The sequence below is a fragment of the Vannielia litorea genome (assembly GCF_018424695.1).
Classification (GTDB): Bacteria; Pseudomonadota; Alphaproteobacteria; order Rhodobacterales; family Rhodobacteraceae; genus Vannielia; species Vannielia litorea_A.
On the sequence record NZ_QTNQ01000167.1, the window covers coordinates 1 to 3391 of the forward strand.

5 protein-coding genes are annotated in these 3391 nt (G+C 69.9%); 3 read left to right on the top strand and 2 right to left on the bottom strand.

Translation table 11 applies throughout. The features are described 5' to 3' along the window. From DYI42_RS23555 to DYI42_RS23565, 3 genes are all read left to right on the top strand, one after another. Positions 1 to 236: hypothetical protein (locus tag DYI42_RS23555; protein ID WP_213549515.1), on the top strand; the 236-nt coding region annotated here is incomplete at its 5' end. A gap of 78 nt (positions 237 to 314) precedes the next feature. Then, positions 315 to 950 (top strand): OmpA family protein, encoded by a 636-nt coding sequence (locus DYI42_RS23560; RefSeq protein WP_213549518.1) that lies wholly within the window; start codon positions 315 to 317, stop codon positions 948 to 950. A gap of 129 nt (positions 951 to 1079) precedes the next feature. Next, entirely contained in the window at positions 1080 to 1838 is a 759-nt protein-coding gene (locus DYI42_RS23565; protein WP_213549520.1) for a FadR/GntR family transcriptional regulator, read from the top strand. Between the two features lie 114 nt (positions 1839 to 1952). On the opposite strand, the gene DYI42_RS23570 is transcribed toward DYI42_RS23565, so the two are convergent. Then, positions 1953 to 2942, bottom strand: coding sequence for a P1 family peptidase (locus DYI42_RS23570; RefSeq protein ID WP_213549522.1), 990 nt, complete (start codon positions 2940 to 2942; stop codon positions 1953 to 1955). Positions 2943 to 3052: 110 nt separating this feature from the next. Further along, positions 3053 to 3391 (bottom strand): hypothetical protein (locus tag DYI42_RS23575; protein WP_213549524.1); only part of this gene is annotated, 339 nt, incomplete at its 5' end.

Below are 3391 nucleotides of genomic sequence, written 5' to 3' on the forward strand. Positions count from 1 at the left end.
TGCTGTCACATGCCGTGAGGCGGGGGCGGCTCTTCCAGGGCCTTCGGCCTGTCATCGCCCTGACCGGGGCGCGGCGGCGCTGGGGCGATGAGGCCTCGAAGGGCCGAAGAGCCGCCCCCGCCTCACGGCATGTGACAGCAGCTGCGCAGGCTGAAACATTCACCGGCGAAAGCGGGCGGGTTTTCGCTCAACACGGGCGGATCACGCAGATTCCAGTTGGCTATGTCACATTTTAACGGAACGAAGCGCCAAAGAGGGCGTTAACGCTCCAACGTCCATGGGGACCAATCAGACGAACAAGGACCGTAGCAGAGATGATCCGCAACACACTTATGATTTCCGCCGCCGCCGCAACCTTCCTCGCCGGCTGCGAGGGCGTTGGCCCGAAAACCCAGAATGGCGCCCTGGCCGGGGCCGCCGTGGGCGCGCTGGCCGGCGTGGCGCTGGGCGATGACGAAGAGAGCCGCCGCCGCGGCGCCGTGCTGGGTGCAGCCGTGGGCGCAGGCGTGGGCGGTGCAATCGGCGCGCAACTCGACAAGCAGGCCCGCGAGCTGGACCAGAACCTCGATGGACGGATCGACGTGGTGAACACCGGCGACCGGCTGATCGTGACCATGCCGCAGGACATCCTGTTTGCCACCGACAGCACCGCGCTTTCGGCCGTGCTTCAGGATGACCTCTACACGCTGGCCCGCTCGCTGAACGACTACCCGAACACCACCGTGCAGGTGATCGGCCATACAGACAGCACCGGCGCGGCCTCTTACAACCAGGATCTCTCGGAGCGCCGGGCGCTGGCCGTGCGGAGCGTGCTGCTGAATGGCGGCGTCTCCTCTGGCCGTGTGCAGGCCATCGGGCGGGGCGAGAGCCAGCCGGTCGCGACCAACCAGACCACCAGTGGCCGTGCCGCGAACCGCCGGGTCGAGATCATCATCATCCCGAACACCTGAGGAATTTCGGATCGGGGCCTGTCCCTGCCTCGTTCCGTCTTCGCTCTCGCCCGGCCTGTGGCGGGAGCACCTTGCCCCCTCCCCCCGGAACGTGGTCAAATCACTTGACCAATTCCGGGGGGCTTTTTCATGCCGTTCCAACCTGTCACCGCCGCCCGTTTGAGCGGGGCCGTGGTGGAGCAGATCGAGCTGTTGATCCTGCGCGGCGTGCTGCGCCCGGGCGAGCGGCTGCCTGCCGAACGTGACCTCGCCGAGCGCCTTGGCGTGTCACGCCCCTCGCTGCGGGAGGCCCTGGGGGCCTTGCAGGAGAAGGGGTTGCTGGAGGCGCGGGCGGGCGCGGGGGTGTTCGTGGCCGAGGGCTTGCGCTCGGTCTTTCCGCCGGCGCTGGTGCGGCTGTTTGCCGGGCACCGGGAGGCGGTGGTGGATTACATCGGCTTCCGCCGTGACCTGGAGGGGCAGGCTGCCGAGCGCGCCGCCGTGCATGGCACCGACGGCGACCATGCGGTGATTGCCGCCGCGCTGGCGGCTATGGAAGAGGCCCATGGGCGGCGCTCCACCCCGGAGGAAGAGGCCGAGCTGGATGCGGGCTTTCACATGGCGATCCTGGAGGCCGCGCATAACGTGGTGCTGCTGCACATGATGCGAGCGATGTTCGGGCTGCTGCGCGAGGGGGTGTTTTACAACCGTCAGATCATGTTCCGGAACCAGCCGACGCGGGCGCGGCTGCTGGAGCAGCATCGTTCGATTGCCGCGGCGATTCTCGGGCGCGACCCTGCGGCGGCGCGGGCGGCTGTGGAGGCGCATATGGATTTCGTCGAGCAGGCGCTGGCCGAGCAGGTGCGTGCCGAGGGCCATGAGGCGGTGGCGCGGCAGCGGCTGGAGCGCTAGGCGTTGCTGCTCTTCGGGGCCTGGCGGCCGCTCATCGCAGCTGCGAAGAGGGCCGCGAGGACCGATGAGCGGCTTGGCGGGCAGAACCGGGTGGCCGGGGGGCGATGGCCCGTCTTACGCGAATTTCTCCTGCCAGGTGGGCAGGGTATCGCCCGGCGCGGGTTTGGCGGCGTAAACGCCCCGGGCGATGGCGCGGGCGAGGCAGGTGGCGGCGGCATGGCCGATGCGCAGCGCGTCCCAGTCCGGGTCTTGCAGGGGCCTGGCGCCGGTGGCAGCACCGAACACCAGATCGCCATCGAAGGGCGTGTGCGAGGGCACGAGGGCGCGGGCCATGCCATCATGCGCGGCCACGGCCATGCGCTGGCATTGCGCCGGGTCGAGCGCGGCATCGGTGGCGACGATGGCGATGGTGGTGGCCTCGCCGGCGCGCTTTTCGAGCGAGGGCTCGAAGCCCGCATCGGAGCGCTCGGGGCCGCCGAGCCCGCCGAACTCCGCGCCCATCTCCCAGGCCCCGGCCCAGAAGCGGGGGCCCTCGCCCTCGACCGCTGCCCCAACCGCGTTCACCCCGACGAGCGCGCCCACGGTGATGCCGCTCTCGAGCACCACGGAGGCCGAGCCGAGCCCGCCTTTCAGGGTGGCGGTGGTGGCGCCGGTGCCGCAGCCGACCGACCCCAGCTTGAAGCTGACGCCTGCCGCATCGAGCGCCATGCGTCCCATGGCCTTGTAGGGGTTGTCCTTCCAGTCCTTGTCGCCGCCGTTCAGCAGATCGAACAGGATGGCGCCGGGGACGATGGGCACCTGCACCTCGCCCACCTGGTAGCCGCGCCCCTGTGCCCTGAGCCCGTCGGCCACGCCCGAGGCCGCATCGAGCCCGAAGGCGGAGCCGCCCGAGAGCACCAGCGCATCGACCTCGCGCACCAGTTTGTCGGGCGCGAGAAGATCGGTTTCGCGGGTGCCGGGTGCGCCGCCCATGACGTGGACGGCGGCCACGAAGGGCGTGTCGCCCACCAGCGCGGTGACCCCGGTTTTGACCTGCGCGTTGGTGGCATTGCCGACGCGCAGCCCGGCGACATCGGTGATGAGGTTGCGTGGTCCCGGCTTCATCGTACTCTCCGTGGTGGCGTCATCGACCGTTCAACCGGGTTTGGCGCGGGCGCGCAAGGGGTCGCTCTTCGGGCCGTGCCTCGCGGCGCGGCCTCTCATCGCGGCGGCGTTCAGGCCGGGATGTCGAAGGCGCCGTGGTAGGTGAGGCGGGGGGTGTCGGTGAGGCGGAAGGGGTAGCCGCCCGTGGCGCGCTCGTCGATCACCACCACGGTATCGGCCCCGGCGGTGATATGGCGCACGTCGAGCAGGGTCTCGTCGGCGAAAACCTCTTCAAGCAGCGGCTCGAGGCCGGGGCCATGGCCCATTTTCACGTGGGCGAGGTCGATGAAGGCTTCGGGGAGGTCCACCGTGAGGGGGGCGGGCGCGTCGATCACCGCGCCTTCCATCGGGGGCATCACGTAGGTTACCGCCTCTGCCTCGGCACCGAAGGTGCCCGAGAAGAGGTGCAC

Excerpts from the sequence above, each read along its gene's own strand:
- DYI42_RS23560 (WP_213549518.1), top strand. The coding sequence starts at position 315 with ATGATCCGCAACACACTTATGATTTCCGCCGCCGCCGCAACCTTCCTC.
- DYI42_RS23565 (WP_213549520.1), top strand. The coding sequence starts at position 1,080 with ATGCCGTTCCAACCTGTCACCGCCGCCCGTTTGAGCGGGGCCGTGGTG.
- DYI42_RS23570 (WP_213549522.1), bottom strand. The coding sequence starts at position 2,942 with ATGAAGCCGGGACCACGCAACCTCATCACCGATGTCGCCGGGCTGCGC.